The 25,963-nt window shown below is 54.2% G+C and carries 24 protein-coding genes, 1 pseudogene and 1 riboswitch; of the genes and pseudogenes, 9 read left to right on the top strand and 16 right to left on the bottom strand.

Features of this window, described 5'->3' with window-relative positions; genetic code table 11:
* Positions 1–31: 31 nt before the first annotated feature.
* Both rnhA and FHS18_RS16135 read right to left on the bottom strand, forming a co-directional pair.
* On the bottom strand, positions 32–664 hold the full coding sequence (gene rnhA, locus FHS18_RS16140) for a ribonuclease H (RefSeq protein WP_183601090.1): 633 nt from the start codon (positions 662–664) through the stop codon (positions 32–34).
* 27 nt (positions 665–691) lie between these two features.
* Positions 692–2,023, bottom strand: coding sequence for an MFS transporter (locus FHS18_RS16135; protein ID WP_183601089.1), 1,332 nt, complete (start codon positions 2,021–2,023; stop codon positions 692–694).
* A 158-nt stretch (positions 2,024–2,181) separates the two neighbouring features.
* On the opposite strand from FHS18_RS16135, the gene FHS18_RS16130 reads away from it, so the two are divergent.
* The gene (locus FHS18_RS16130) at positions 2,182–2,955 is read left to right on the top strand and encodes an alpha/beta hydrolase (RefSeq protein ID WP_246427683.1); all 774 of its coding nucleotides are present in this window, start codon (positions 2,182–2,184) and stop codon (positions 2,953–2,955) included.
* A 375-nt stretch (positions 2,956–3,330) separates the two neighbouring features.
* Here the strand turns inward: FHS18_RS16130 and FHS18_RS34935 are convergent, their stop codons facing one another.
* The 6 genes from FHS18_RS34935 to FHS18_RS16105 all read right to left on the bottom strand — a co-directional run bounded on the left by FHS18_RS34935 (position 3,331) and on the right by FHS18_RS16105 (position 9,437).
* Entirely contained in the window at positions 3,331–3,459 is a 129-nt protein-coding gene (locus tag FHS18_RS34935) for a hypothetical protein (protein ID WP_281378768.1), read from the bottom strand.
* A gap of 183 nt (positions 3,460–3,642) precedes the next feature.
* A complete protein-coding gene (locus FHS18_RS16125) occupies positions 3,643–4,632 on the bottom strand; it encodes a Gfo/Idh/MocA family protein (RefSeq protein WP_183601088.1) in 990 nt (329 codons plus the stop codon).
* 102 nt (positions 4,633–4,734) lie between these two features.
* Entirely contained in the window at positions 4,735–5,574 is an 840-nt protein-coding gene (locus FHS18_RS16120) for an alpha/beta hydrolase family protein (RefSeq protein WP_183601087.1), read from the bottom strand.
* A 101-nt stretch (positions 5,575–5,675) separates the two neighbouring features.
* Positions 5,676–6,638 (bottom strand): DMT family transporter, encoded by a 963-nt coding sequence (locus FHS18_RS16115; protein WP_183601086.1) that lies wholly within the window; start codon positions 6,636–6,638, stop codon positions 5,676–5,678.
* A gap of 135 nt (positions 6,639–6,773) precedes the next feature.
* Positions 6,774–6,924: riboswitch (FMN riboswitch) on the bottom strand.
* A 114-nt stretch (positions 6,925–7,038) separates the two neighbouring features.
* Complete coding sequence (locus FHS18_RS16110; protein ID WP_183601085.1) at positions 7,039–7,944, bottom strand: NAD(P)/FAD-dependent oxidoreductase; 906 nt, start codon at positions 7,942–7,944, stop codon at positions 7,039–7,041.
* A 197-nt stretch (positions 7,945–8,141) separates the two neighbouring features.
* Positions 8,142–9,437 carry a hemolysin family protein gene (locus FHS18_RS16105; protein ID WP_183601084.1) on the bottom strand — a complete coding sequence of 432 codons (1,296 nt, stop codon included), beginning with the start codon at positions 9,435–9,437 and terminating at the stop codon, positions 8,142–8,144.
* A gap of 241 nt (positions 9,438–9,678) precedes the next feature.
* On the opposite strand from FHS18_RS16105, the gene FHS18_RS16100 reads away from it, so the two are divergent.
* The gene (locus FHS18_RS16100; RefSeq protein ID WP_183601083.1) at positions 9,679–10,437 is read left to right on the top strand and encodes a DUF1836 domain-containing protein; all 759 of its coding nucleotides are present in this window, start codon (positions 9,679–9,681) and stop codon (positions 10,435–10,437) included.
* Positions 10,438–10,549: 112 nt separating this feature from the next.
* Here FHS18_RS16100 and fabF read toward each other — a convergent pair whose 3' ends face one another.
* A complete protein-coding gene (fabF, locus tag FHS18_RS16095) occupies positions 10,550–11,785 on the bottom strand; it encodes a beta-ketoacyl-ACP synthase II (RefSeq protein WP_183601082.1) in 1,236 nt (411 codons plus the stop codon).
* Positions 11,786–11,904: 119 nt separating this feature from the next.
* On the opposite strand from fabF, the gene FHS18_RS16090 reads away from it, so the two are divergent.
* Positions 11,905–12,750, top strand: a complete 846-nt coding sequence (locus FHS18_RS16090) for a helix-turn-helix transcriptional regulator (RefSeq protein WP_183601081.1) — start codon at positions 11,905–11,907, stop codon at positions 12,748–12,750.
* A gap of 93 nt (positions 12,751–12,843) precedes the next feature.
* Here the strand turns inward: FHS18_RS16090 and FHS18_RS16085 are convergent, their stop codons facing one another.
* Positions 12,844–13,095, bottom strand: a complete 252-nt coding sequence (locus FHS18_RS16085) for a YolD-like family protein (RefSeq protein WP_183601080.1) — start codon at positions 13,093–13,095, stop codon at positions 12,844–12,846.
* A gap of 275 nt (positions 13,096–13,370) precedes the next feature.
* On the opposite strand from FHS18_RS16085, the gene FHS18_RS16080 reads away from it, so the two are divergent.
* Together FHS18_RS16080 and FHS18_RS16075 are read left to right on the top strand one after the other, a co-directional pair.
* On the top strand, positions 13,371–13,532 hold the full coding sequence (locus FHS18_RS16080) for a Spo0E family sporulation regulatory protein-aspartic acid phosphatase (RefSeq protein WP_183601079.1): 162 nt from the start codon (positions 13,371–13,373) through the stop codon (positions 13,530–13,532).
* 38 nt (positions 13,533–13,570) lie between these two features.
* Positions 13,571–13,891 (top strand): hypothetical protein, encoded by a 321-nt coding sequence (locus FHS18_RS16075; RefSeq protein WP_183601078.1) that lies wholly within the window; start codon positions 13,571–13,573, stop codon positions 13,889–13,891.
* 49 nt (positions 13,892–13,940) lie between these two features.
* Here FHS18_RS16075 and FHS18_RS16070 read toward each other — a convergent pair whose 3' ends face one another.
* The 6 genes from FHS18_RS16070 to FHS18_RS16045 all read right to left on the bottom strand — a co-directional run bounded on the left by FHS18_RS16070 (position 13,941) and on the right by FHS18_RS16045 (position 22,170).
* Complete coding sequence (locus FHS18_RS16070) at positions 13,941–14,105, bottom strand: hypothetical protein (RefSeq protein ID WP_183601077.1); 165 nt, start codon at positions 14,103–14,105, stop codon at positions 13,941–13,943.
* A 158-nt stretch (positions 14,106–14,263) separates the two neighbouring features.
* Positions 14,264–15,460, bottom strand: coding sequence for an ABC transporter substrate-binding protein (locus FHS18_RS16065; RefSeq protein WP_183601076.1), 1,197 nt, complete (start codon positions 15,458–15,460; stop codon positions 14,264–14,266).
* 50 nt (positions 15,461–15,510) lie between these two features.
* A complete protein-coding gene (locus FHS18_RS16060; protein ID WP_183601075.1) occupies positions 15,511–18,084 on the bottom strand; it encodes a putative bifunctional diguanylate cyclase/phosphodiesterase in 2,574 nt (857 codons plus the stop codon).
* A 221-nt stretch (positions 18,085–18,305) separates the two neighbouring features.
* Positions 18,306–19,082 (bottom strand): squalene/phytoene synthase family protein, encoded by a 777-nt coding sequence (locus FHS18_RS16055; protein WP_183601074.1) that lies wholly within the window; start codon positions 19,080–19,082, stop codon positions 18,306–18,308.
* Between the two features lie 422 nt (positions 19,083–19,504).
* Positions 19,505–20,911: a glutamyl-tRNA reductase gene (hemA, locus tag FHS18_RS16050; RefSeq protein WP_183601073.1), complete on the bottom strand. Its 1,407-nt coding sequence runs from the start codon at positions 20,909–20,911 to the stop codon at positions 19,505–19,507.
* Between the two features lie 173 nt (positions 20,912–21,084).
* Positions 21,085–22,170 carry an acyltransferase family protein gene (locus FHS18_RS16045; protein ID WP_183601072.1) on the bottom strand — a complete coding sequence of 362 codons (1,086 nt, stop codon included), beginning with the start codon at positions 22,168–22,170 and terminating at the stop codon, positions 21,085–21,087.
* 284 nt (positions 22,171–22,454) lie between these two features.
* Between FHS18_RS16045 and FHS18_RS16040 the strand changes: the two genes are divergently transcribed.
* The 4 genes and pseudogenes from FHS18_RS16040 (at position 22,455) to FHS18_RS16030 (ending at position 25,894) form a co-directional block, all read left to right on the top strand.
* Positions 22,455–23,126, top strand: coding sequence for a helix-turn-helix transcriptional regulator (locus FHS18_RS16040; protein ID WP_183601071.1), 672 nt, complete (start codon positions 22,455–22,457; stop codon positions 23,124–23,126).
* Positions 23,116–24,261 carry an alanine racemase gene (locus FHS18_RS16035; protein ID WP_183601070.1) on the top strand — a complete coding sequence of 382 codons (1,146 nt, stop codon included), beginning with the start codon at positions 23,116–23,118 and terminating at the stop codon, positions 24,259–24,261. The genes FHS18_RS16040 and FHS18_RS16035 overlap by 11 nt, the downstream gene beginning before the upstream one ends.
* 13 nt (positions 24,262–24,274) lie before the next feature.
* Positions 24,275–24,394 (top strand): annotated as a pseudogene (locus FHS18_RS35170) (hypothetical protein); the annotation flags it as partial.
* A gap of 27 nt (positions 24,395–24,421) precedes the next feature.
* Positions 24,422–25,894 carry an N-acyl-D-amino-acid deacylase family protein gene (locus FHS18_RS16030; RefSeq protein ID WP_343060556.1) on the top strand — a complete coding sequence of 491 codons (1,473 nt, stop codon included), beginning with the start codon at positions 24,422–24,424 and terminating at the stop codon, positions 25,892–25,894.
* The last annotated feature ends 69 nt before the right edge of the window (positions 25,895–25,963 follow it).

Here is a 25,963-nt window from a genome sequence, read left to right as displayed (position 1 = left end):
ATCGTTCTAATAATCGCGTCTACGCATTATATCACTTTCTGCCGTAGTCTGCTTTAATCTCGCCCCACTCCGCCGTATTCCACTTGAATATCGGCGCATGCGAACTTCGGCTTCTCAGCCAATCGAGCGCGCGGTCGACGAGAAACCAGATCTCCTCGGTCGACTTATCCCGGGCCAGATTGGTGTTGACCGCCTTATTCTTCACCCACAGCATGGCGGTTTGCGAATCCGAGTAGACGATTTTGTCCGACTTGTTCTCCTCGATCCACCTGAGCGCATGGACGATCGCCAGGAATTCGCCCAGATTGTTCGTCCCTTTGGCAATCTCCGGATGGGCAAAAATGATCTCGCCCGTCACCGTATCCACGCCTTTATACTCGACGATGCCCGGATTGCCCTTGCTGCCGACATCGACGGAGATGCTGTTCGTGATGATGCTTGCTTTGGAACTGGCAACAGAAGCGCCTTGTGCCGATCTCACGCTCGCTTGCGCCGCTCGTTCGGAAGCCTCGCCGGCATAGGCGGCCTCTGCCTCGGCCTTGGATTCGAACGACTTGAATCTCGCGCCGGAGAAGCCCGTCGTCTGCTTCTGGCATTCCGCCCACGTCGTATAGATCCCGGGTTTTCTGCCCGCCCATACGACATAATATTTGCTTTTGGCCAATGTCGCTACCCCCTGATTAAAGATCGATTACGATGCAGATGAAACCCGTGCCGTTGTGCTTGTCCGCTGGTACCATACCATAACCGCCAATGAAAGTATACAGACTGCGAGCAGGATGCCATATACATGCTGATAGGCCTCGGCGATCGGAAGATCCGCTTGCGCGGATAACAAGAGTCCGCATACCGCCACCGAGAACGAGCCGCCGAAAAATTGGATAAGCTGCATGAGTCCCATGCCTGACCCGATCGCTTGCTTGGGCAGAATGCGGGACGTCTCATTATTAAGCGAAGCCATCGTCGCCGAGAAAGCGGGAGAGAAGAACAGATACCCGCACAGAATGATGAGCGGCGACGCCGGCACGTCCAAGGCGAACAGGGTAAGCACGCACGCAAGAACCACTTGGCCTATCAGCAGGAATTTCAAGTTGCCGTAGCGGTCGATCCACCTTCCGACGAAGCGCGTCAGGAAGGCCGACAGAATGGCGCCTGGCGCAATCATCATGCCGATGAGCAGCGGCGACTTGTGGAACAGATCCGCCAGGACGAGCGGCATCAGGAACAAATTGCCCAAATTCAGCACCAGGATACAGAAGCCGACCGTCAGCAGTTTGCGATAGGAGCTGTTGCGCAGCAGGCTGGGATTGACGAACGTTTCCTTCGCCCTTCGCAAATGCCAGGCGTGGAGCAAGAGCGAAATCACGCTAATCGCCAGCCACAGGAACGAACGCTGCATGACGGCAATCAGCAGCGTAGCCGCGTTGCTGACCGTGAGGATGGCCCCGACCATGTCGAAGCGGAATGGCTGCGGCTTCTCCTTCGGCAGCAGGACGAACAAGACCGGCAACACCGCGAGCACGAGCACCGTTACGCCGAATACGCCGTTCCAGCCCCAATATTCACTGATGAGACCGCCGACGATCGGACCAAGGCCGAATGCCATCGCGCTGCCGGCAGAGATCATCGCAATGGCGCGTCCGCGCCTTTCGTAAGGAATATACCGGCTTGCTAGCACAAGGCCGAGTCCCGCCATCGCGCCAGCTCCTGCCGATTGCAGTATTCTTGCTGCCAGCACTGCTTCGAAGCTGTTCGCGAATAACCCGTAGACAGACGACAGACCAAGCACGGCCAAGCCAACGGCCAGCAATCTGCGGATCGGGATCACGTCGGACAGCCGGCTGTAGATGACCGTCGACAACGCATAACCGATCGAATAGCTGGAGATCACCCATGAGCCGAGATCGGTCGAAATATGCAGATCTTGGATAATGCCGGGAATGGATACGTTGAACATCGTTGTGTTCATCACGACAATGAAGAGCCCGAACGTCCAGATGGGCATAACAACCTTGTCATTCATAACCTAGCGCCTTCTTTCTTCGTCTTTGTTGCATTCTTTATTTTATTGGCTATGCCAACCTTACTATGGTATCAAATCCGAACGCGTTTAGCGAAGAGCACATACCCCTGCGATTCGGAGCATAGTCTAGTTAATCACGAGTATAAAGGAGAATTCGCTTGAATGACTTGAATTATTCTTATGCTTATGCCCGTTCGCAGCCGATGACGTTCGTGCTCATTCACGGTTCGTGGGCCAATGCCGGTTTCTGGAACGGGACCGCAGCAGCGCTCCGCCAGATGGGCCACACCGTCCATGCGCCGGAATATGCCGGACACGGACCGAATGCCAACAAGGACGTCACGCACGCAGACATTACGAAATCCGTGGTGGACTACATACTCGCCCATCAGCTGCGCGACTTCGTATTGGTCGGGCACAGTTTCGGCGGGTCGGTCATCCAGAAGGTAGCCGAGCAAGTGCCTGACCGTATCAAACGGCTCGTCTTCTGGGATGCATTCGTCGTTAATGACGGGGAGGCGCTGATCGACAACGTTCCTCCGCAGGCGCAGAAGTTCTTCTTAGAGCTTGCGAACAACTCGAAGGACTTCACGATCACGCTGCCCTTCTCCTACTTCAGGGATGCGTTCGTGAATACGGCCGACTATCATACGGCGCAGCAGCTGTACAAGTTGACCATCTCGGAGCCCGCGAAACCGCTCGTGGAGAAGCTGGATCTGAAGAAATTTTTCTCGCTGAACATCCCGAAGAGCTATTTGTACCTGACCGAAGATAATGTCCTCCCGCAAAACGAAGCGTACAGCTGGCATCCGCACTTGTCCGGCCGCCTCGGCCAATTCCGCCTCATCAAGGGGCACGGGGATCACTTCGTCCCAGCCTATCACCAGCCTGCCAAGCTGGCTCAGCTCATCGTAGCTGCCGGGCGAGACTAACGAGCTTCCATGTTTAACGTGAACAAAGCTATCCTCCATTAACCATTTAGACCGTTAAACAGACGAAAACCCGGACCGCGCGAACAACGCAATCCGGGTTTCTTACCGTTATGGTCGGTCAGACTTCTTCGCCAGCTCGATGATCATGATGACAAGCATGAGCAGCTGAATGAGCAGATCTGCACTCATCGCTTCAACCTCCATGTCTATCCGTCATGCTCCTTCGCGCCGGCACTCCTCACCATTTTTCGGCTCAGCTGAATGGTGCGTTCCCAATCTACTGTAAACGCAACCCAATCAGCCGACCTGACTTACGTTCCCATTATCATATCTATGTAAGACTGCCCGTCCGTTATGCCAGCAACGCGAGCGGACTTAAGGCGTCATCGACAGCGTAAAATACGTCCAGAAAACAATCCATGCCAGCGGCGGCAAACTTACGACAACGAGCAGAATAATGCCGATTATGTCTACCTTCGAAACGCCCTGCTTCTTCATCTCCATGCGATCCTCGCAGCTCCCTTACGTGTGCTTCCTGCTTTTTCAATATAGACCCTCAAGCAGCAAGCAGTAAGTACCAACTTTGCATAGTACCGGATGGAGCGAGACCTGGCGTCCGGCAGGCATAGAAAAAGCAGCTTCCCCAATGAAGAAGCTGCTAGAAGCACCGTTACGCGCCATGATCGCTTATCGTGCGTCCGCCGGAAATACGAGTCCGAATTGCTGTCTGGCTTCCGTCATGATACCCTGCACGGCAAGCGAATTCGCATGCGAGTTGACCGTTGACTCGGTCTTGCCGCTGCGGATCAGGTTCACGAACTCTTGGATCTCATACATCATCACGTCCGCGATCTGATGGGCCACGCTAATATCCTCGACCCGGCCGTCCCGATAATGAATGCGCACTTGGCGCGGTTCGCTGATCTGGTCGATCAGAATATTGCCGTTCTCCCCTTGAATCTCGGAAGGCACGAGCGAATTCGTGATCTTCGAGTACATAATGACAGCGTCCATGTCCTCGTATTTCAGAATCATGCTGCCTTCGCCGTCAACGCCGGACTCAAGCATATATGCTTCCGCTTTTACGCCGGTTGGTTGACCGAACAGGACGACGGCCGGATAGATGCCGTACACGCCGATATCCATGAGCGCCCCGTTGGAGAGATCCGGCTTGAACGCGTTCATCACTTCGCCGCGCTTGTAGGCATCGTAACGCGATGAATATTGGCAGTAGCTTGCAAAATAACGCCGCACTTTGCCGATCTTCGGCAATTGCTCGGCAATCGCCGCGAAGGCCGGCGTCAGCGTCGACTTCATCGCTTCCATGAAGAGCACCTGATTGCGCTCCGCCGCTTCGATCATGAGCTTCAGCTCGCGGTCATTGGAAGCGACCGGCTTCTCGCATAGGACATGCTTGCCCGCATCCATGCATGCGATCGCATGCTGCATATGATAAGCGGTAGGACTCGCGATATAGACGGCATCAATGGCGTCGCTAGCTAGCATTGCGTCAAGGCTCGTGAACCGGTGCTCGATGCCATGCTTGTCCGCATAGGCCGCGGCCGTCTCTTCTTTGCGGGAATAAACGGCTGCGATCGCTGCGCCTTCCGCCTGCCTGGCCGCTTGGATGAATTTTTCCGTAATCGTATTGGTGCCGATAATGCCGAATCGAATCATAGGTGTACCTCGCTATTCCTGTTATGTATCGAATAAGTGCGCACACTTATCTCTTAGCAGTATACCAAATCCCGCCGCGATGCACGACGCCTGACTATTGGCCTAGCTGAGCGCGCCGCGCAAGAAGTCGATCGTATGATGCAAGGCCTGCTCCAGCTCCGGCGTGCTTCCCGTGAAGGGATGGACGGCTCCGAAAGTATGGTTCGCCCCGTCGATGGTGACATGCTCCTGCTGTGGAGCGGCCGCGCGCAGCTGCTCATGACCGCGTACCAATCGCTCGCTATCCTGGTCGCCTTGAATGGTCATCGCCGGAATCTGCAGCCCTGCGATCCCCTTCACGATATCGAATCGCTCGGCATTGTTGTGCACATCATCGAAGAATGCGGGAAGGATCGGCATCTGCTGCTTCGTTCTCGCATTCGGTACGTATCCGATGCCGTTGGCCCGTACTTCCTGCTCGAAGTCCGGCGTGAACAGATTCACATGAGCAATCCCGTTCCAAGTAACGACGGCCCGAATCTCCGGATGCTCTGCAGCGAAGATGATCGCGTTACCGCCTCCTCGGCTGTGTCCGATGAGCGCGATCCGCGTCCTATCCAACTCTTCGGCAAACGGGAGTTCCCCGGCCAGCAGCCGATCGAGAAGCTCCGCAAGATCCGCCTGTTCCCTGGCGTATGTATTGCCGCCGAACTTGTGCAGTTCATCGAAATCCGTCGCGGCGACGCCGTTGCGCGTAAAGTTAAACCGGATGACGGCGAATCCATTCTTCGCCAGCTGTTCTGCCGTATAAGGACCGAATCCCCAATCCTTGAATCCCTTGAAGCCATGTAGATAGATGACCACGGGCTTCGGACCGCCGACCGGCAAGACAGTAACGTCTCCGCGAAGCGTCAAGTCCTCCCCAAGCGCAAATTCGAACGCGTCATGTATAACATCATGCATCGCATTTCCCTCCTATTTTTTCCCTCAAGTATATCAACTTCGGTCTGTAATGGGCAAAAAAGAGCCACCCATAACGGACGGCTCTGGTGACGGATCATAAGTTAGTTTAGACGCGCTGACGGCCCATCGCTCTGTTGCTTGGAGATCATGTATAGCGTGGCCCAGATCAGCACGAAGCCGGTCAACTGTGCCGTCGTTATCATCTGGTTGAATGCGATCCAGTTAATAATGACGCCGACCATCGGGAAGCTGAGCTCCGCCAATGTGGCGTATGAGGCTTTCACCACACTTAGCCCCTTGTAGTACAGGAGCAGGCTTAGCAGCCCGGGCAGCAGCGCTTGCAGAATCATATTCAATGCCATTAACGCCTGCTCGCCTCCGTTAGTCGGGAAGATCCAGCTGCCCCCGCCCGAGGCGGTAATGACCAGCAGCAGCGGCAAGGCCAGAATAAATCGGAGCGAAGTCACCGTCTCATACGACATCGAGCCAAGCATATACCGGCCCATTACGGTCGATCCGCCCCATAGAATGGCTGCGCCAACCGATAATAAGCTGCCGACCTGTACGAATGCCCCGGCACCAAAGTCGGGAACCGACCAGCCGAAGGTGAGCAGATACGTACCGACAAGCGCAAGCGCGATGAGGACGCCAAAGTATTGCGGCAGACGTTCCTTCAGCAAATAACGAGCCATAATGATCGCGATAAGCGGCTGCAGCTTCTGCAGCAGCAAGACGGCGTTCAAATCGCCAGTCGCCAAGCCTTGGGTGAACAGGATCGTCGCGATCGCCGAACCGCCCCAGGACAAGAAGAGCAGCGCGCCGACCTGCAGCAATCGCACGTTCCATAACTCGTGCCGGCGCTTGATCAGGACAGGAGCGGCGAAGAAGAACAAGATGATGTGTTCGAGCAATACGATCTGCGTGGAAGTGAGATACTTCAGCAGCAACACGCGGAACAGCGGGTCTACGCCCCATAGCGCGGCCCCGATGACGACAAGCCATATTTCGGGCATGAAACGTCTTCTTACATTGAAGCTTGGTCTTACAGTGGATACATTGTTCATCGTTCTAACCCCTTCTGAACTTAAGGGCACACGGTAAGAAAGCCCCGTTCCGCACCACATGTGCGCGAAACGGGGCTAGATGAGGTAAGCAAACAAACCTGCGTCCTGGTTAACGATAACAGGCGCACGTCTACCTCTGATCTTCTACCATCCGGACTATACCGTCGGCTTTGGAATTTCACCAAATCAGTCCCCTGCCTGCCGAGCAGGAAAGGGAGTCGCGGGCTTCCTCTTGCGTAAGAGGTTCACCGCCGGTTGGGAATCTCACCCTACCCCGAAGATCGATATTTGATTTTTCATTTTCACTTACTTAACTATAGCGCCGTTTACTGAAAATGTCTAGTGCTAATTCAGATGTTTCGACTCGGAATTAAAAATCGGCGATCGCCACCCCAGGTGCCTACCTGTAGAACCATTCTTCGATCAGATCCGAATTCACGCCCATCGCCGCCCGGCTGCCTTCCGCCGCTGCGATAATCAGCTGCGAGGGCATCACGAGCGCGCTGTCCCCGGCCGCATAAACCCCTGGCACCGACGTTCTGCCGTAAGAATCGGTGACGATGCCGCCGAACTCGGTGCGCGCGCAGCCGAGTTGTTCGCCAAAGTCCGACCGCTGCGACAAGCGAGGCGTAACGAAGCCGCCCGACCGCTGGATGAAGCTGCCGTCCTTGAATCGTACGCCGGCAAGCTGGCCTTCGGAACCGACGAACGCATCGATCGGCATCATATTCACCTGGACGCCTTGCCGGTACAGCTGTTGTTGTTGATCCGGCGATAAATTCGCGTGCCAATTGGTGCAGACGACCAGATTGCGGCTCCAATTCAGCAGCAGCTTAGCGGTATGATAGGCCGATGCTCCTTCCGAGACAAGGACGATCGGCTGATCCTGCATCTCATAACCGTCGCAATAGGGACAGTTGAATAGACTCCGGCCATAAAGTTCGGTGAAACCGGGAATATCGGGGAACGATTCTTTAAGTCCGGTTGCCAGGATGATTTTCGAGGCTTGCACGTATTCCCCCTGTGCCGTCGAGACCAAGAACCCATCCGTCAACCTGGCAATATGCGTGATCTCACACTCTTTGGTTACGACGGAGGGATAGCCGCGAATCTCCTCCTGCGCCATACGGCGGAAATCAGCAGGCCGCACCCCATCTCGCGTCAGGAATCCGTGAGAGGCATGAGTGACCGCGTTGCGCGGTTTATTGTTATCTAGCAGAATCGTGCCGCGCCTGGATCTGCCGAGTACGAGCGCCGCGTTCAAGCCGGCCGGACCGCCCCCTACAATCGCACAATCATATCGCATAAGCGTGCCCCTTTGCTTATGAATGTTAGCATGGTTACTTGTGGCTACTAACATATAGCTTATGTTGGGGCAAGCTGCTTCAAGAACGTGGATACGCGCCAAAGTTTGAAAATAGGAAGAAAAAAGAACCTTCATCACCAATAACGGTGCAAAGGTTCCTTGTAAGTCTTCGGTTGTCTAACGTTCTTCGTTCATGATTACACGTTCTGCGTATGCTTCTTCAGAATCTCGATCTTGCGGATACGGTGTCTTTCCTTCTCGCGAATGATGAAGGTCAGATTCTCGTAATCCCATGGCTCGCCCTTCTGAAGCTCCGGCTGTTGGCTGTAGAGCCATCCGCCGATCGAGTCGACCTCATCATGCTGAATATCCGTCTGAAGAATGTAATTCAGCTCATCTACAAGCACCGTGCCTTTGACCATATAACGGTCCGGCTCGAGCATCTCGATATCCCGTTTCTCGTCCTTATCGAACTCGTCGCGGATCTCGCCGACGATCTCTTCGAGAATGTCCTCGATTGTAATAAGGCCTGAAGTACCGCCGTATTCGTCCAGCAATAACGCGATATGCACTTGTTCCTGCTGCATCTTGGTCAGCAATCGTTTGATCGGCATCACTTCCGGAACGGTCATGACAGGCTGAAGCAGCGCGCTGAAGTCAAAGTTAGGATTGTTATCATAGCTTAAGAAAAATTGCTTCGTATTGATGATACCGATGATGTTATCTTTGCTTTCCTTGGCAACCGGGAAACGAGTGTACTGCTCTTTCTTAATGATGCTCATGTTCTCAGTCAACGTCTTATCCGCATACAAGCAGACCATATCGGTACGCGGGATCATAATCTCGCGGGCCAACAGCTCGTCGAAGGTGAAGATCCGGTTCACATAACCGAATTCCGTCTTGTTGATCTTGCCGCTCTCATAGCTCTCGGACAGAATAATACGGATTTCTTCTTCCGAGTGGGCTTCTTCATGCTCGCTCGCCGGCTTCATGCCGAACAGCTTGATCATTGTGTTCGCGGAACCGTTAAGCAACCAGATGAACGGAAACATAACTTTGTGGAAGACGATAATAATCGGTGCGCAGATGACCGTGATTTGTTCGGCCTTCTGAATCGCAAGCGACTTCGGGGCAAGCTCGCCCAGTACAACGTGCAAGTAAGTCATCAAGACGAAGGCAATACCGAACGACAGAATATGCGCCAAGCTCTCACTTACGTTTAATTGTTCGAAAATGGGATGGAGCAAAGCTTCGACCGTCGGTTCACCCAACCAACCAAGTGCGAGTGCTGTAATCGTGATCCCTAACTGACAGGCAGAGAGGTATGCATCCAGGTTAGTCGTAACCTTCTGTACAGCAAGCGCGTTCTTTTTGCCTTCGATCACCATTTGATCCACGCGGCTAGGACGCAGCTTAATGATCGCGAATTCGGTTGCTACGAAAAAGGCGGTCAGTAATATGAGCAATGCAACTAGAAATAAATTCAAAACCATCCCAATCATCCTTTTGTTTTTGAGTTGTTCTTATAACCGGTTCTTATGAACCATTCTATAGAAAACAGGTTCAGAGCACAAAGTTTGTTTTGGACCGTTTTCGTTTAATTCAGCATTAATAAGGAGGAATCACCCGGTGAACAGGGCATTCTCTTCGAATCTTTCCTTTTGACATCGCCGTAGCCGCAATTTATGATGAGTTCATAAAAACCGTTCGATCGTAAAGCGAGGTGAAGCCGCATTGGAAACATTAACTTTTAGACGCAAAGACATGGCTGATCTGCTCTTATCGCTTAATGGTCAGCTGGGTAAATCTCCGCTCGCCATCTTGCAAGACATATGGCGCATTCAGCATGAGCGGGACTTGGAGCAAGGGAAATCGATGACCGCCTTCCTGGGCACGACACTCCCTTCCCTATTCGAGAAAATGATTAAGTCGGCGATTAAACCCGCCTTTTCTTTAAGCGATATCGTTGCGCTCGGAGCGCAGGTAGAGTTTACCCATTTTAGCGTAACCTCTATACAGAACTGGGTGAAGCGTGACTTCAAGGAATTGATTGGACAGCCCGAAGACGGCAAGAAATATTCCCTGCAGCAGGTCGCGTTGTTCTTCATCATCGAGGATCTTCGATCGGCGCTCGATTACGACTCGATACGCAAGATGCTGACAATTGTATTTGGATCAACGATCGGGGAATTGAAACAGGGCGTCACGCCGCTCGATTTCTACTCCGCATACGCGGAACTGTATGAAGTGTTGGACGAGCGTTACAAGAATTACTCCGGCACGCGCCAGGATTTCATTACCAAGTGGGACCAGATGCTGGATGAGGCCGCGCATGAGTTCGCCATACGGCGTTGCCCCGCTACCGGCAGAGAAGGTCAAGAGGTGCTGAAGAATGCTATACACGTCTCGATTATCGCCGTCCATACGGCAAGTTTTAATTCGCTGGCAAGGCGCTATGTGAACGGAATGGTCTTCCTGCATGATTTTAAGTGAACGGACCTCTAGCAAGCCGTTCAAATGACGAATAGCAGCTCAAGGTGCCAAGCGCACTCGAGCTGCTCTTTTGTTCTAGTGGACCGACGTCCGGACGTAATGTTCTCACCTGCTAATTAAACTTCTTCAGAACGATAACCGCGTTATGCCCGCCAAACCCGAATGAATTCGAGATCCCGATCTTAAGCTGCGCCTCCCGAGCCGTATTCGGCACATAATCCAAATCGCACTCCGGCTCAGCCTCGCGAAGATTAATCGTCGGCGGGATAACGTCTTCTTGCAACGACTTCACGAGCGCGATCGCCTCTACGCCACCGGCCGCTCCGAGCAAATGTCCAAGCATCGACTTATTCGCCGTTACCGGCACGCGGTAAGCGGCTTCGCCGAACACGCGCTTGATTGCTGCGGTCTCAGACCGGTCACCGAGTTCGGTACTGGTCGCATGAGCGCTGATGACGTCCACTTGGCTGACGTCCAATTCCGCATCTCTCAGCGCTTCCCGCATCGCTCTGTAAGCGCCCGTCCCCTCCGGATGCGTCGCTACCATGTGATAGGCGTCCGAGCTTGCCCCATAGCCGATGACCTCCGCATAGATACGTGCACCGCGACGTTCGGCGTGGGTGAGCGATTCGAGCACAAGGATGCCCGCTCCCTCGCCCATGACGAATCCGTCCCGATTACGGTCGAATGGCCGGCTTGCCCCCGCAGGATCGTCATTGCGCGACGATATTGCCGTCGCATTGGCGAAACTGGCGAGCGCAATGTCGGTAACGGCCGATTCCGCCCCGCCTGCAAGGATCACGTCCGTCCTGCCGGATTGAATCCGGTGGAAGGCCTCCCCGATGGCGGTGTTGCCGATGGAGCACGCGGTGACGGGCGATAATGTCGGTCCATATACCCCGAACTTCATGCTGATCATCGCCGCGGCCATATTCGAGATCATCATCGGAACAAGCGTCGGGCTCACTCTGCCTGGGCCGCGTGTACGCAATGTGTCCTGCTGGTCCTGCAGCGTCCGAATGCCGCCGATCCCGGAGCCGACGTAGACGCCGACCCGCTCTCTATCCGTCTGATCCAGGTCGAGCCCGGCATCGCGAACGGCAAGATCCGCGGCGGCAACCGCGAATTGGCAGAACCGGTCCATTCTTCTGGCTTCCTTCGTACCAAGCAGACTTGGCGCATCGAAATCACGGACCACTGCTGCGATTTTCACCTTATGATTGTCGGTTGGGAACGTATCGATCAAGGAAACGCCTGAGCGCCCCTGTACCAAATTCGACCATAGCTCCTCGACAGTATTGCCAAGCGGCGTAATGGCTCCCATACCTGTTATGACGACTCTCTCCATGCATATCTCCTCCAGATCAACCTTAATGGAGCTATCTTGCCATGCCAAGTATCCTATTACAAGTTGTAGTTTATCCTAGTATAATTACTACCAGAATAAGGTCGACGGAGGAATCGAGTATGAATCATCAAACCAGGCTTCAAGCATTGTCTACTTTCCTGAAAAACGCGCGTTCCCGACTGACCCCGGCCGCTGCCGGATTGCCCGAAGGCACGCGAAGACGCACGCCAGGCTTGCGCAGAGAAGAAGTCGCGCAGCTAGCCGGCGTAAGCGCGACCTGGTATACATGGCTCGAGCAAGGCCGCGACATTAAAGCGTCGGCCTCCGTGCTCGATTGCATTGCAAGCGCGCTGCAGCTCACGGCCGATGAGCGCAAATACCTGTTCTCGCTTGCCCATGAGAACGGACCTGCCCTTAGGCTGCCGAAGGAGGAAGATCCGCAGATTAGCCCTTCGCTGCGTAAAATCATGCAGGAGCTGCGCAGCTGTCCGGTCATCGTCTCCGACCGCCGCTGCTACATCGTCGGCTGGAACGAAGCAGCCTCCCACGTATTCATGGATTTCGAGCAGATACCGCCGGAACAGCGGAATATGATCCAGCTGCTGTTTACCCGCCGGGAATTCAAGCGGCTAGCGGTCAATTGGGAACAATTCGCCAGCGGCTTTCTATCGATGTTTCGCGCCTATTACGGCCAGTACGTGGACGATGGATGGTACGAACAGTTTCTCTCCGAGATGAAAGCGGCGCATCCGGATTTTGACCGCCTATGGGAGAGCAGCGACGTCAGTTTTGCCCCTGAGGTGCTGCTCGAATTCCGGCATGCCAAAGCAAGGAAGATGTTATTCCAGTTAACGTCGCTGCAGGTCCATGGGAGCTATGATCTGAGATGCAGCATCTACACGCCGGCACCGGACACGAATACGGAGAGCAAGTTGACGCTGCTGATGGCGGAAGGCAGCGAATAGATTCGACGCGTGTACCTATGAAAAAAAGCACATGGCGGAAGATACGCGGGCTCATGCCGCCGGCCGTATCCTTCTGCTATGTGCTTCCTGATGTTAGTAGCGGGGGTAGTCCACCCGCATAATATCCATGAACGGTACTTTCGACACTGCGCCGACATGTTCGACATGAACTTTGCCGGTCCGCGAATCCATCGTTACGATCGTTCCTCTTACCTGCTCCTCGCGTCCCCATACCGTCAACAAAATCTCCGATTTCTCCTGATAAGCTTCCACCAGCTGATTGCCAAGCTCCTCCAGCACGAATTCATCGCGCGTCGGGCGCTTGGGTACTTTTGCTTTTGCCACTTGTCGTCCTCCCAATACCTTTGAGCCATTATAGCATGATTTGTACACGGTGGGACGATAAGCAACAATTCGCCATATTTTCTGCCTAATTCTGTAAGGATATGGTTTATCTTCGACGTATGGGGGTACTTAAATCATAAGCTCATATTCTCCTCATATATTTCTCACAAATTCGATATATACTGAGCTCACCTTACAAGGTGAAACGGCTTTCGCGGTCTTTGATGGCGCAGGCGCGTTTCATTCCATAGAAGATTGAAGGGAATGGTGCCCAGATGACGGATTTGGATTCGCAGATCGTGCAAATGCGCGCGAAGATGATCGATGCTGCGCAGCAGCACCAAATGAATTTGCTGCATCCCGATGTCATTGATTTCAGTGAACAGCTTGATCTACTCATACTAGAAGCGATGCGTAGCCACCGTTACGCCTCCTGACCATATAGCATAACAACAGCAAGCCTGGGGGAAATTATGTGCCAAAGGAGATGATTCCCCTGCCTTTCAAACGTCACATTCATAGCGGTAAAATCTCGGCCGAAGTATTCCAGCGCGACAAACCCTCGGTGAAAGAAGAAGCCGCGCTCTACGTCAAACGCAAAGCGCTCGACAACATAACGGACGAGTTCGGCAGCGAAGTGCTCGAGAACGAAGACGCGGACGTGTCGCTCAGCAATGTGACGATTCGATTCAGCGAAGAGCCGATGACGCACGAAGAAGGATTTTTCAAGAAGAAACTCATCGACAGCAAGAAGCTGATCGCCGAGGCCGAAGCGGATATACTTATCGAAGACTAAGAGCAGGTCAGCATGCTGACCTGCTCTTTGCTTATCGTTCCCCGCGCGATTAACGCAAGAAATAATACCAGTGCGCCGTATGAATACAATCCATGATGCTGTCACATGGCGCAGGCATTGCGTCCGCCTTGCTAGGAGCGGCAGATAAACTGCCTCCGGTTGCCAGCGCGATCGTCAAGACGCCAAGCGCGATACGTTTGCGAAATTTGTTCATCCTCAATCTCTCCCTTTCTGTCGTCAACATGCCTTACACGCTTATCGTACGTTTTCAGGCTGTCATGCCGACAGTTACCGGAGTCATCGGAAGTGTCACCAGAATTGCTGATCACCTGCACAATCTGTCATATGACAGACGCTCCATCGACGGTGATATTACTCGATCATGCTTTGCAGGACGCGCAGGTCTGCGCCCATCTCCTTACGAATTCTCGCCTCGATATCTTGCAGCAATTGTTCGCCTGTATAGCCAACCTGCACAGGCCGTTGCATTGATTGCATCCAGAGCGTGCTCGCCTCTTCGTCAAGCGGCGATGGCCACATTTCCCCCATGCTGCCCATCCATTTCCAGCTTGCCAGACTTTCCCGGTAAGGCGCCTCAGCCTCCATGGAGAAAGCGATATAACGCCATGCGGCTTCTTTGTTCGTGCCCGACCTCATCATCCAGAACGAATTTCCGCCATCGACGGCATAGGCATGGAATGGCAGTCTCGTCATCCGCCACTGATCGGCATGTTCGGGATCCCATTGCTTGACCAGGTCAAGCCCCCATTCTCCCATGTACAGCATGATCAGGCTATCGTCCCGTAACGCCTGCTGCCCTTTCTCATCCCAGATATTCGCGAAAGCGGCAAGCTTCTTCCGCTCCACCTCGAACATCACCTCAGCCAGCTTCGCGAGTTCAGGATCGTTCCTGACATAATTGCCTTCAGGGTCAAAGAAGCCCCTTCCCTTTGTGCTGATCTGAAGCACATCCGATGGAAATCCAATGATATAATGTCCCTGCGCCTTCAGTGCTTCAGCCATCTCCAACCATTGCTGGGGATCCTCCATATATGACGCTAGCGCATCTGGCTCGGAAGGGAAGCCGTATCGCTCCATCAAATCGGCCCGGTAAAAAGTAGCGAACATCGGGTAGTCCTTCGGAATCGCGATCAGCGACTGGCCATTCATGGATAAGAACGGCGCTAGCGGCAGCCCGGGATACCACTGCTTCGTAATCGAATGGCTGCCTTCATACTCGGGCAAGTTGAGGTCTTCGAATAAGTCAAGCCCGGCCAGTTGGCCCGCGAGACCATTATTCGCGATAATCAAGTCGGGAAACGGACGTTCCGCCAGCCGTTCCATCATAGCCTCGTTCTTCACCAATTCCCAATTGACCGTAATATCCGGATAGCGCTGCTTATATCCTTCCACGATGGCATGCTGCTCTTCGATAGTGGACAGGATCAGCAAGCTCTTGTCCTCGCTGTCTACTGCCGATTGTTCTAGCCCCTGCAAGGCTTGGGGGCCTTCAGACCCGTTCAGATGACAACCGGATAACAGCACGGTTACTGCCAAGACCATTGCCATAGGTATGCCCAACACGGTCGATCGCCATTTCATTCGAATCGGTATGACATTCACCTCCCAGCCGTTCTAAGCTTCTCTGTTATCTGCATGGCCGTCATTGGCTGACCATGATAATACCCCTGCTGCAGCGTGCAGCCGCTTTCCAACAGTATCGCCTCTTCTTCCGGTTGTTCCACGCCTTCGCCGATAATCGCCAAGCCCTGATTGCGGGCCAGCGCCACGATCGTGCGTACCGTGGCAAGTCTCGCAGGCTCTTCCGACAGTCGATGGACAAAAGCACGATCCAGCTTCAGACCGTCGATCGGCAGCAGATGCAGCATATGAAGCGACGAATATCCGGTACCGAAGTCATCGAGCCAGATGCGGATTCCCATACGCTTCAACCGGTTCAGCGCCTGCAAGAGCGGCTCGTAATCTTCCGCGAATACCTCCTCCGTCACTTCAACTTCGATGAAGTTCGGCGAAATCCCCGTCTCTTCCAACACGCGCTCGATACAAGCCGCTGCCTCATACTTGGCAAGCTGGCTCTTGGATAGATTAATCGTGATGGATATCGGCTGATCATGAAGATCACGCCAGGCCATGATTTGATTGCACGCTTCGATCAGCACATGCTCGCCCAGTCTGCCCATCAAACCGCCCTTCTCGGCCGCAGGAATGAATTCCAACGGGGAGATCCAGCCATGTTCGCGGTGCTGCCATCTTGCCAATGCTTCCACCTTGACGATTCGGCCAGCTGCCAGATCCACGATGGGCTGATAATGGAGCATCAGCTCCTTGTTATCGAGCGCCATCTTCAATTCAGCCAGCAGCTCGGGCTTGGAGAACACAGACTGGCCTTTCAGATCGGCATAAAAGCGGTATGCGCCATCACGTTGCTGCTTGGCTGCATACATCGCCATATCCGCATGCTTGACTACGGTATCCGCATCCTCACCGTCACTTGGAATCATCGCGATGCCGATACTGCCCCCAATGTGAAGCTGGTGTCCATCGATCTCGAACGGAGTTTCCAATGCCTCTCTTACCTTGAAGGCCAGCATGTCCGTTGCATGAGGATTCGTATCCATGATGACGAGCACGAATTCATCGCCGCCGAGCCGCGCCGCGAACGTTCCTTGACCTGACATCGCGCTTAAGCGGCCGGCCACCTGTCTTAGCAGTTCATCGCCCGCCGCATGGCCATACTTGTCGTTGACCGGCTTGAAGCGGTCCAGATCAATAAACATCAAGGCTGCGCAGCTTTCGTCTGCGACGGCACGTTCCACGGCCTCGACGATAAACTCGTTGAAATGCCTTCGGTTCGCAAGGCCTGTCAGCATATCGAGATTGGCCTGTTCCTTCGACTCGCCGAGCATCTGCTTCAGCTGCTGCGTCACGAGCGAGATATTCTGAATAAGCAGATGGATCTCCTCGATATTGGATGGGAACCAGTCAATCTGCCTGCCGCTCTTCATCCGCTGCGGCAAATCCGTCGTAATATTCACGAGCCTACGGATCGACAAGAGAATGAAACGATGGAGGAACAAACTGAAGAGGCCGATCGTGAGGGCCATGTACAGCACATTGAACGATTGGGAGACGTAATACAGCACGGCTTCCTGGATATATTTCTCCGACGATAGGTGCACGTAGATGATCAGGCCGGACAGTTTCAGCTCATAGATGAAGAAGGTATTGCGCAAATAACTGCCGGGGAGATCGTATAGGGAATCGAACCGTTCCCATCTGTACAACGAATCGGATACGCGGTTCCATCCACCTTCGGTAAGCCAATCGACCGGCTGCGTATCTTCGTTAAAATGAAAGCTGCGGATGATCATCCCCTGTTCATTGAACAGGGCCGCTTGCTCGGTTGCAATCGACGTCGAGGTCCGAATGATCTCACTTAGATAACCCAGTTGAAGCAGGCTGCGAAGCTGGATCGCTTGCCGCTCCTCCTCCGTCCAATGCGAGTAAGAATCCCGAATCGTCGCTGCAGCGGCGTCTGCTTCTTGCTGAATCGAAGCGGTCATATTCTGCTCGGCGATCTTGCCCGTGTTCAAGACGAACAAGAAGGCGGAGCCGATGATGCTGAAGATCGTCAATTCGAGGAGCATGCCAGACAGCCGGATCCTGCTCTCGTTGCGGTTACGCAGGAATGGCAAAGATTTGTAGCAAATATCCGCCACAAGCGCGTTAAAGGACTTGTTAATGACCCTAATGGTCAGATGAAGCATGAGCAGCGGACCGATCTCTTCTTCGCTTAATCGATATCCTAGCAAAATGGCAGGAATCCCGATCGCCAGCCATACCGCGATGGTAGGAATAAGAATGCCGTCCGGTCTTCTGGATAACCACAAGGCAGCAGCCGCCAGCTCGATCAGCGAGAGCGCCGCCATCAAGAGCGGTTCGTGAAACGCATTTACCCCCGCGGCATGCACGATCAGAAACTGTGCCAGCGCCGGCTTCCAGCCGAATACCCTCAGCGTAAGCAAGGTAAATACGCTGCTTATAAACAAATCAATGCCCAATGCCAGCTTAAATGGATAGGCAAGACTTAGGAGAGCCGCCGCACCTAGCAAGATATAGGCCAATATTTGCTGTATACGTTCTTTCGATAATTTGAACGGAACCATCGCCATTCCTCTAGTCCTTCTTCCCCTGTACGGATAAACTTCACACATGATGTGATTACTATATCGACATTACGAGTCCGGCGCGTTAATACAGGAAGGTGCCCAAATGTTGGCAGGTGCACAGATGCAAGTCGATGCGCCAAAAAAAAGACCCCCTATAACCGCCAATACGGGGCGGTCGGGAGCCTTATGTGTAACGTATTCATCCTATCAGCGCTTTTGGGCAATTAGCCGATGACTCGTCCGACAATCCGAAGCACGGAATCGCGAGTCAGCTTGTTCCCGCCGACCGCGAGCACCTTGACGGTAGCATGCGCGAGCGCGAGCGGAATTTTGCAGAAGGAACGCGCTGGCCCATCCTGCAGATCTGCCACATAGGCATCAGCCTGAGCGAGATTGCGCTTCGTATACGCCATCATTTCCTTCTTGCCCCAGCCTTCCGGGAAGAAGTCGACGCCGCGTTCCAGGTCTTCATCGCGGTTGCGCAAAATGTTGACCGCTTGCAGACCGCGGCCGAAGTTCGCGGCCTTAACCAGATCGGACTTCGTCCCGTCGAACCACGTCCACAGCTCTGACAGCATCTCGCCTACCATTCCTGCTACGCTATATGTATACCGATCCAGATCCTGTTCCGTGCGGATCACCCACTTATGCTTCACCCAGTTCCCCATATCTTCGGCCATCCGCGCCGTATAACGGTATACGGTCGGCGCGATCGATGGCGGACACAGCCGGGCCCACTCGTGCAGCTGCATCGTGACCTCAGGCAGCACGTCCTTGTGCGGAGCCAGAATACGCTTGATCTCTTCAATCGGTTCCGCGGATTGAAGCGCGGCATGGAGCGCGAAGAGCAGCTCCGTCTTGAGGTCATCCGGAATATCCGTATGATCCTCAATCTCGTCGATCGCACGCATACATAGATAAGCCGCGGTTACCGCCTCTTGAAGGCCGGCTTCCAATCGGCTAATAGGTATAAAAAAAGTGCGGCTTGTTTTTTTGAGCATGCTGATCGCATCTTGATGAATTAAAGTCGCGATGGGAGTCCCCTCCAAACAATAAAAATATATTGTATGGCACAAATGTACCGGTCCAACAAGGCGAAACGGCAGTCGTCGTCACTGGCGGCGCGGCGCGTTTCATTCCGGAGACATAGAGGGCAAAGTGTAAGCGGTAAACTTAACCTTTCCTATATGCCAAAATAGTTCCACTGCTCGCTATCTTCTCATATTAGCCTGTCAGATGCAACTTCGTACCTCTAGAAGAATGGGCTGCCCATACAAGATATTGTAACCCAAAAGCAAAACCTCCTAACGCATAAGACAACAAGGAAGCCGTTCTTGCTAGCTTCGCCTGCTACTCCATACGTTAGGAGGTTACTAATGTCAATTTGGTGACATATGCGGAAACGGTTGATCCTATCCTTCGGCTATCCGGTTCGCTCGGAGCGCGAACCGGACTGCGGCGGAACCAGCTTCAGATGACTGCGTTTGGCTGCCGTTGCTTGCTGCTCGGAGCTGCCCTGCGCTAGCGGAACGACGGAAGCCTCCATCGAATGCTGCGAATCCGCTTCATGCTCGATGCCGTACATCCGACTGAACAGTGCGATGGCTTGCTCAGCCTGGCCCTCACCGGCCATCTCCTTCAGCATCGCGATCGGCTCCCGCAACAGCTGGCTGACGATGCTTCCTGTCAGCTTCTGAATGACGCTGACTTCATGCGGCTCAAGCTCAGGCAGCTTCCTCAACATCGTCTCTAACGCGGCTTCTTGCACGCTACCCGCTTTCTGCTGAAGCGCAGCGAGCAGCGGATGGATCTGCCGCGATCGCAGCCATGCCGTCATCTGATGAACCTCGGCTACTATCATTCGCTCTATTCGGGCAGCCTCTTCCTTGCGCGCGTCCAGATTCTTGTCGACGAGCAAGGATAGATCGTCCACATTATATAGCCTAACGCCTGTCACCGCGTTCCCAGCCGGATCAATATCCCGCGGCACAGCAAGATCGAAGAGCAATAACGGGCGGGATTTGCGCAATCCCATCGCGCGCGTCAACATCGTTTCCGTAACGATATAATCGCTGGAACCCGTCGAGCTGATAATCAGATCCGACCATTCGATACAATCGGCGAGATGCTCCATTGCGTAAGCCGAGCCGCCAATCTGCTCGGCTAGCCGAACGCCTTTCTCTATTGTACGATTCACGATGCGGATATGGCGGCTGCCGCTGGCATGCAGATGCTTGGCTGCTAAGGCGCTCATCTTGCCGGCGCCGATAAGAACGACATTCCGGCCGGAGATATCCCCCACGCTCGCTTTGGCAAGTTCGACCGCTGCGTAACTGACCGACACCGGATGATCGTTGATTTTCGTCTCGGTTTGCGCACGTTTTGCGAATGTTATCGCCTGCTTGAACATTTTATTAAATATAGAGGAAGTCTTTTCTCTCTGCTGGGCAAGCAAGAAGGCGTCCTTCACTTGGCCCAGAATTTGCGTCTCCCCGATAATCATCGAATCCAAGCCGCTGGCGACATGGAAAAGATGCGACACCGCCTCTTCTTCCTTATATAAGGTCAGGAATGGAGCGAACGCATCCGTTGCCACCGCAAACTGTTGTGCTAGGAAGCCTTCAATCTCCGATACGAACAGGTTTATCTGTTCGACTACGGCGTAAATTTCGGTCCGGTTGCAGGTTGCCAGTACGACGCATTCCTGAACGCCGCCAAGCTTGCTGATCTGTTCCAGCACTTCCGGCAGCTGTTCTTCGTTGATGGCGAATCGTTCCCGAAGTTCCACAGGCGCGATCCGGTAATTAAAGCCTATAGCGATGATGTGCATGATCGATTCCACCTTTATTAGTTCGTCCCTCTTCTTACTGTTACTGTTATGATAACACTTATTATTTCATATTCAATACTTTTTTATAATTATTATAAATAAGATGCGTAAAAAAGAACCGTCATTCCGCTTCTCCTTTGTTGCAAGAGAGCGGAATGACGGTTCTTCCGGTTTTATTTGCCAAGCAGCAGCCAATTGCCCTTGAACTTACTGATGACGAAGCTCGCCAGCCAAGCGAGCAGCAAGGCCGCCGTGAAGCCGCCTATGATGGACAGATGATACAGCATCGGAGCGGAAGGTTGAAACTCCCTGCGCCATAAGAACAGAATGAACGGATGAATGAAGTACAACCCGAACGATAACGCCCCCCAAGCGTAGAACATCCGCAGCTTGCCGCTGAATCGGCGTTGCACCTGATAGCACAGCAGGAGCAGCGCAATACAAGTCAGGGTCACGTAGACGTAATACGTAACGAAATTGATCTGAACGATATAATCCTGCATCCACGCTCTGCGCGTAATTCTCATCCAGCCCTTCCAGACGAAAACGAAGCCCGCGGCGCCCCAGATGGCATACCACAACCAAGCCTTAGCAATCGCGTGCTGCATGAAGGACTTGAAATGGAGGCCAATATATCCCCCTACGAAATAGAAGAGCAAATAAGTGAAGAATACGCTGCCGGACGATTTCACTTGAAGACCGCCGTATTTGTCCCAGATAAAGAATGCGAGTTGCAGCGCAATGCCGATCCAGACCAGATACCGGCCGATCCAAGCGAACCGGTTCACCAGAGACATGATGAACGGAAACAGCACGTAGAACTGCACGATGACGATGATGAAATATAAATGCGTATAGTTAGTTCCGTCGAGCAGCTTGTCCCAAAATACATGCCAGCTCGATAGAACGTCAGCACCGTTCAAATACCTCGTAACGACAAAATAAAAGAGCGACCAGATGATATACGGAATGATGATATAGGTCACCCGTTTGCGGAAGAATGTCAGCCACGACGTTAGGGTCTGCTCCCTCCCGCTATAGTTGTAGAACAGCACGAGTCCACTTAGGAACAGGAACGCGGGAACTGCAAACCCGCTTGCGGTATTAAGTACGTAGTAAATGGGATACAGGGTCGAATCCACGGGCAGCTTGGCTACCGGTTGACTGGTCGCGTGAATGAGAATGACCGCCAGTATCGCAATGCAGCGGAACAGATCCAAGTAAACGATCTTCTCTTTTCGCGCATGAGGCTGTGACACAATGATTTCTCTCCTTAACTACCGATTACGTATGAGGAATTGCTTTACCATCATATCGTTACGCTTGAGGCTTGTCACGGGCTTTTGCCTTAAAGTTATCTTAATCCCGCTGCGTTAAGTTAACTCGCCGGACGCCAATTGCAAGTGCCTCAAAATAATTGTTATGCGACCTAAATTTTCGTTTGATTCCACCTCGCTTTATGCTACGATTATAGCGACAAATGACAATTCATGGAATAGAATCCATCTATTTTTTTCCTCATCTAGAAAGGAGCCCCATCCCCATGGAATCGATTCAAGATGAAATGCCTTTCCTCTCCTCCTTGGTCAAAGGGCTGTCCGCGCAATTCGGACCGAACTGCGAAGTCGTGCTGCACGATCTGACGCGCGACTACGATAGCACGATCGTCGCGATCGAGAACGGCCACATCACGGGCCGCAAGGTAGGCGATCCGGGCACGAATCTGGGCCTTGAAATTCTGAGCGGACAAGTCGAGGACGGCACAAGGTCCGGCTACGTGACGCAGACAAAGGACGGCAGGCTGCTTCGTTCGACATCGCTCTATATGAAGGATAAGAGCGGGAAGACGATCGGATCGCTCTGCATTAACTTCGACATCACGGAGCTCTCCATCGCGGAGAAGACGCTCCAGTCGCTCACCTTCGGCGGCGGCAGTCCGGTCGTACGCGAGTCCTTCGTCACGAATGTCAACGAGCTGCTCGACGCGCTGCTGCAGGAAGCGCAAGAAGCCGTCGGCAGGCCCGTCGCCGCGATGACCAAGGAGGACAAGATCCAGTTCATCCGCACGCTCGATGCCAAAGGCGCCTTCCTCGTGAAGAAAGCCGGCGAGCGGGTCTGCGTATACTTGAACATCTCGAAATTCACGCTGTACAGTTACCTCGAAGAAGGCAAAGGCACGCTTGCCAAACAAGGAGGAAGCGCGGATGAACCGTGAAGCTTCGGCAGCATCGAAGCACGCTTGGCACCCGGATCTCGCCCGCATCGAGACCCCTGCCGTCGTCATCGATACGACGGTGATGACTTCGAACATTCGCGCCATGGCGCAAGTCGCAAGCCGTTCCGGCGTTGCCCTTCGCCCGCATGCCAAGACGCACAAGATGCCGGACATCGCGAAGCAGCAGCTCGAAGCGGGCGCAGCCGGCATTACCGTTGCCAAGGTATCCGAGGCGGAGGTCATGGCGGATGGCGGCATCGACGATATGTTCATCGCTTACCCGCTTATCGCTCCCTCTAAGATTGAGCGCGCGATTGCGGTTGGACGGCGAATGAAGCGGCTCATCGTCGGCGTCGATTCGTTGACCGGCGCCAGATTATTATCAGCCTCAGCGGTCCAGCACGGCTTCGAACTGGAGGTTCGGCTGGAGATCGATTCCGGAATGAAGCGAACGGGCATCCTGCCTGCCGAAGCAATCATGCTCGCTCGGGAGATCGCCCAACTGGACGGACTGCGGCTCACGGGCATCTACACCTTCCGCGGTGCCTTGCTGGACGGGAAACCGACGCTGGACATCGAAGCTGCGGGGTTGCAAGAAGGAAGCCTCATGGTGTCGCTGGCCGAAGATCTTCGTGAAGCCGGCATTCCGATTCAAGATGTCAGCGTCGGCTCCTCCCCTACCGGCGCATATGCGGCGACCGTGCCCGGCGTAACGGAGATCCGTCCCGGGACTTATGTTTATCAAGATCGAATGACGGCAGGATATGGCATCTGTACGTTAGACGATTGTGCGGCCTATGTTGTTGCAACGGTCGTCAGCAGCCGGCCTGATGAGGGCCATGCCGTCATCGACGGCGGCAGCAAGACGTTCGCCACCGATGTCCAGCCTGGGACGTTCCCGCTGCAGCTGCAAGGATTCGGCCACGCCCTGGAGGCGCCGGATGCGGTGTTGGAGCGCCTGTCCGAAGAGCATGGCATTCTTCGGCTAAGCAGCAGCATCGTTAAACCGGGGGATCGGCTGCGCATTATTCCGAATCATATCTGCAGCACGATCAATCTGCACAACAGCGTCTATCTGCTCGGCGAGAACGGCATAAGCCGCAAGATTATCCCCGCACGGGGAATGCTCGAATAAGCGCGCGAATGGAGAGGGTTCCATGCTTGATCTAGTTCTTACGAATGGCAGAATCGTCGACGGTACAGGCAATCCGTGGTATATCGGCGATGTCGGCATCAAAGACGGGCGAATTGCCGCCGTCGGCTCGATCGGCGAGGAAGCCGCACGCGCGATCGACGTGCAGCAGAACGTCATCGCGCCAGGCTTCATCGACGGGCACTGCCACTCCGATCTGCTCGTGCTCGATGATCCGAAGAGCAGCTTTAAGCTGTTGCAGGGCGTGACGACGGAGGTTGTCGGCAACTGCGGTCTCGCCCCCGCCCCGCTCGTCCCCCGTTATGAGGAAGCGCTGAAGCAATACGTCCAGCCTGTCCTGGGCACAACGCCGTGGGCTTGGAACTGGCAATCGATCGAAGCCTACATCGGTACGTTGGCGCGCAACAAGGCTTCCGAGAACGTCGCTACTTATGTCGCCCATGGCGCGCTGCGGATTGCCGTGATGGGCTTCGAGAACCGCCCGGCAACAGCGGAAGAAATCGCCCGAATGAAGCTGCTGCTCGAGGAAGGCATGCGAGCCGGCGCTATCGGTCTATCGATCGGACTGCTCTATGCCCCGGGTAGCTATACGTCCCAGGAAGAACTCGCAGAGCTGTGCAGCGTGCTGCCCAAATACGGCGGCCTGCTCGCCACCCATATTCGCGGCGAAGGCAACAGCCTGATCGCGTCGGTTCGCGAGGTCATCTGGATCGCGGAGCGGGCCGGCATCGCGCTTCATGTCAGTCATCTCAAGGCGGCCGGCCGCATCAATTGGGGCCGTACGCTGGAAGCGATCGAGCTTATCGAAGCGGCGCGCCATCGCGGACTCGACGTGACCTGCGATGTCTACCCGTATACCGCAGGCTCGACCTCGATGACGACGATTCTTCCGCCTTGGATGCTAGAAGGCGGGATCGAGGCTACACTGGAGCGGCTGCGCAATCCGGCGTTGCGGCCGAGAATCAAGCAGGAACTGCGTGAAGAGCAACGCGATTGGGATAACCTCGTCTGCTCCACAGGTTGGCAGAGCGTCTATGTCTCGGCGGTATCGAACCCGGCGAACCTTCATCTGGAGGGCAAGCAGGTCGCGCAAATCGCAGCCGAGCGAGGCGGCCTTGATCCGGAAGACGTGATGATGGATCTGATGCTCGAAGAACGCGGGACGATCTCGATCGTCTACTTCCATATGTCCGACGATGACGTGAAGGACGTTATTCGCTACGACCGCGCGCTGATCGCGTCGGACAGCCTCGGCTGCGTCACGGGCAAGCCGCATCCGCGTACATACGGCACCTTCCCGAGGTTGTTCGCCAAATATGTGCAGGACGAGAAATTGCTTACGCTGGAGCAAGCGGTTCGCAAAGTCACTTCGTTCCCGGTCCAGCGGTTCAAGCTCGGCAAACGCGGCCTGCTCGTGCCGGGCTATCACGCGGATGTCACCGTCTTCAATCCGCTCACGTTCCGAGATACCGCAACGTATGAGCAGCCGATCCAGACGCCGGAAGGATTGTCGCATGTCATTGTCGGCGGCGAACTGACCGTCTCGCACGGGCAGCATACCGGCGCATTGTCCGGCGCCTTCCTTCCGTCATGCGGATGCCGCCATCATGCTTAACTGATCTTCGAGGCAGCAGAATGCTGCATGGACAATTTGCAAGCCATACTATACCAAACGATTAAGGAG

This window comes from Paenibacillus phyllosphaerae (assembly GCF_014192105.1).
Lineage (GTDB): Bacteria > Bacillota > Bacilli > Paenibacillales > Paenibacillaceae > Paenibacillus_Z > Paenibacillus_Z phyllosphaerae.
The sequence above is the reverse complement of the archived record's forward strand: the minus strand, read 5'-3'. Positions and strand labels throughout refer to the sequence as shown.